The sequence below is a fragment of the Methylobacterium sp. WL18 genome (assembly GCF_008040015.1).
GTDB lineage: Bacteria > Pseudomonadota > Alphaproteobacteria > Rhizobiales > Beijerinckiaceae > Methylobacterium > Methylobacterium mesophilicum.
In genome coordinates this window covers 1-3,271 of sequence record NZ_VRVD01000531.1, presented here as the reverse complement: position 1 = coordinate 3,271, position 3,271 = coordinate 1, and the positions used below count along the sequence as shown (strand labels likewise).

General features: G+C 68.7%; 3 protein-coding genes. 1 reads left to right on the top strand and 2 read right to left on the bottom strand.

Going from position 1 to position 3,271, the window contains the following annotated elements; all coding sequences use genetic code 11:
• A partial coding sequence (locus tag FV228_RS24440; protein WP_147856933.1) for a DEAD/DEAH box helicase occupies positions 1–1,189 on the bottom strand: 1,189 nt, incomplete at its 3' end.
• Positions 1,190–1,374: 185 nt separating this feature from the next.
• Positions 1,375–1,728: a hypothetical protein gene (locus tag FV228_RS24435; protein WP_147856932.1), complete on the bottom strand. Its 354-nt coding sequence runs from the start codon at positions 1,726–1,728 to the stop codon at positions 1,375–1,377.
• A 417-nt stretch (positions 1,729–2,145) separates the two neighbouring features.
• Between FV228_RS24435 and FV228_RS24430 the strand changes: the two genes are divergently transcribed.
• Positions 2,146–3,012: a porin family protein gene (locus FV228_RS24430; protein ID WP_147856931.1), complete on the top strand. Its 867-nt coding sequence runs from the start codon at positions 2,146–2,148 to the stop codon at positions 3,010–3,012.
• Positions 3,013–3,271 lie beyond the last annotated feature (259 nt).

The window sequence follows — 3,271 nt, the reverse complement described above, 5'->3', positions numbered from 1 at the left end:
GGCCCTCGCCCGATCGGCCGCGGTGCCGCGTGCCGGTGTCGGCGGACGGATCGGCCACCGTGGACAGGTCACCGTCGAACCAGGGAATCGGCTGCCCGATCAGGGCCTCGATGGCGCCCAGCGAGCGGTCGTCCCCGGGGGCGACCAGGGTGTAGGCGGCGCCGCTCCGGCCAGCCCGGCCGGTTCGGCCGATCCGGTGAACGTAATCCTCGGGGTGGTGCGGGATGTCGAAGTTGAACACGTGGCTGACCGCCGGGATGTCGAGACCACGGGCCGCCACGTCGCTGGCGACCAGCAGGGCGGTCTCGCCGGCGCGGAACGCGTCCAGCGCGGTGGTGCGCGCCCGCTGGTCCATGTCGCCGTGGAGGGCGGCGGCGTCGAAGCCGTGGCTGACCAGCGACTTCTGCAGCAGCGCGACGTCGCGCTTGCGGTTGCAGAAGATGATGGCGTTGTTCAGCTCGGACTCGCCGCGGATCAGGGTACGCAGGCGCTCGCGCTTGGCGTGCCCCTCGGAGCCGACCGCCACCAGCCGTTGCGTGATGGTCGAGGCCGTGGAAGCCGGCCGCGCCACCTCTATCCGCTGCGGGTTGTGCAGGAACATGTCCGCCAGCCGCTCGATCTCCGGCGGCATGGTCGCCGAGAAGAACAGCGTCTGCCGGGTGAACGGGACCATCTTCACGATCCGCTCGATGTCGGGGATGAACCCCATGTCGAGCATACGGTCGGCCTCGTCGATGACCAGCAGCTCGACCCCGGTGAGCAGCAGCTTGCCCCGCTCGAAATGGTCCAGCAGCCGGCCCGGCGTGGCGATCAGCACGTCGGTGCCGCGCGTCAGCTTGGCGTCCTGGTCCGCGAAGGACACGCCGCCGATGATGAGCGCGACGTTGAGCTTGTGGTTGGTGCCGTAGCGGTCGAAATTCTCGACCACCTGCGCCGCGAGTTCCCGGGTCGGCTCCAGGATCAGCGTGCGGGGCATCCGGGCGCGGGCGCGGCCATTCTCCAGCAGCGTCAGCATCGGCAGCGTGAACGCCGCGGTCTTGCCGGTGCCGGTCTGGGCGATGCCGAGGACGTCCCGGCGCGCGAGCACGTGAGGAATCGCCTGAGCCTGGATCGGCGTCGGCTCGGTGTAACCCGCCGTCTCGACGGCGTTGAGGACTTTCTCGCTCAGTCCCAGGTCGGAAAAAGGCATCTGCGTTCAGGAACCGTTGCGCGCCCGGCCGGCGCGGTGGACACCGTCGCGGCAACGGCTCGGGAGGGCTCACGTAAGGCGCACGAACGCACCCGTGGCCGCGGGGCGCATGGGGCAGTCAGTTAGGGGCTTGGCGCAGCTTGTCAATCTCGCAATGCGCGCATCCGGGTCCCACGCACAGCCGATCAGGGCTGGTGACGGTCCAGGGCGGGCAGCAGGCAGGGGTCGAGGCGGGTCACCCGGGCGGCGCCGGCCGGCGCGAGCGAGCCGGTCGTCTCCGGATCGGCGGAGAGCCCCTGTCCGGCCAGGGCGAGCTGGACCGATGCCGGGCCGGCTTGGCTCAACCGGGCGAGCTGGTGGGTCGCGACCAGGGCGAGCAGACCCACGACGGCCGAAATGCGCAGCGCCCAGGCCAGGGATCCCGCGGGCCGGGTCTGGGCAATGCTCGTAGCTGGATGCGTGCGCGTGGACCTGTCCGGCTCGGCGGCGGGTCGGCGAGTCCCGAAGGGCTTCTGACTCCGCTCGGCGGGCGGGAGCATGGTCTGTCCTTCTCGGTCGGGCGTGCGGCGGGCAACGGTCGATCCGGGACGGTTACCACACCATGGTTAACCGCCGACTTACGCAGGACGGGACGAGCAAGCGCTCACCGTACCAGAATAAAACGCCGTCCCCGGCGCCGACGCGGAAGAGCCCGACTGGCGACGGACCTGAATCGGACAGATCCCGGCATCCCCGTATAAAGGAGCCCGACTAATCTTCAGACTTTGTTCAAACGCCGATGCAGCTTCTGATACACACTCATGCGCCGACGACAGGGTTGTGCGCGCGTAACCTTCACCTTTCGTTGACGAGATCGGGCTAGTCTGGCCGAGCTTGTTGCAGGAAAGCGACAGACCCGCCGACCGAGAGCGCCTAGAAGGCAGCCGGCTCAAGCCAACCCCAGGACCCATGGCACCATGAAAAAAGTTCTTCTTGCATCGACCGTTCTCGCCGGCATGACCGCCGCCGCCTCCGCGGCCGACCTGCCGCGTCGCGCTGCGCCGCCGCCGGTGTTCACGCCGGTGCCGGTGTTCACCTGGACCGGCGCCTACTTCGGCGTGAACGCCGGCTACGGCTTCGATGCCAGCAGCCGCAACACCGCCAACTACGCCCTGCCGGCCGGCTCGCTGATCAACTCGCCGAACACCAATGCCGTCGTCAGCGTCGGCAACCGCGGCGCCAACGATGGTTTCACCGGCGGCGCCCAGATCGGCTACAACTATCAGTTCACCCCGGGCTCCGGCATCGTGGTCGGCTTCGAGGCTGACGCCCAGTACGTCGACTTCGCCCGCCGCGCTAACGGCACCCTGAACTACGGCGTGACCGGCGCTCCGGGCACCGCGTTCTCGAACCCGCGCGCCTTCGTCGCCACCAGCGGCAACGGCCTCGACTACTTCGGCACCGCCCGCGGCCGCCTCGGCTACGCCTTCGACCGGACCCTCGTGTACGCCACCGGCGGTTACGCCTACGGCTCGGGTCAGGACGACCAGAACTTCGCTGGCCGGAACTTCCGCAGCAGCTTCCGCACCGGCTACGCCGTCGGCGGCGGCATCGAGTACGCCCTGCCCACCGACTCGTTCTTGAACTTCTTCAAGTCCTCGGCCGTGACCCTCAAGGTCGAAGGCCTGTACGTGAACCTGGACCGTCAGAAGAACACCGCCGGTGGCGTGTTCTACGGCAACCTGCTGGCCCCGAACGGCACCGCCTACCTCAACGGCGCCGCCGCCAACACCGAGTTCGCCGTCGTCCGCGCCGGCGTGAACTACAAGTTCGGCTCGTACTAAGATCGAACCTCGGCGCCGGCCCAGCCGGCGCCGCAGCGAGGGAGGGTCCGGCCGCAAGGCCGGGCCCTTCGTCGTTTCCGGAGGACCGGTGCGACAGGGACGACAGGAACGGCCCCTCCGGCGTGGAATTATGGGTCTGACTCACTTTCGGTGCAGGGGAGTTGATGGATCTCGGCTTCGGTCGTCGGAGATCCTGCCATGCCTCGCAGCCTGCATCCCAACTCGGTAATTCCGCGCGGACTCGTCATCGATCATGTCG

What these genes read in the sequence shown, in the direction of transcription:
- FV228_RS24430 (WP_147856931.1), top strand. Translation starts at nt 2,146, where the DNA reads ATGAAAAAAGTTCTTCTTGCATCGACCGTTCTCGCCGGCATGACCGCC.
- FV228_RS24435 (WP_147856932.1), bottom strand. Translation starts at nt 1,728, where the DNA reads ATGCTCCCGCCCGCCGAGCGGAGTCAGAAGCCCTTCGGGACTCGCCGA.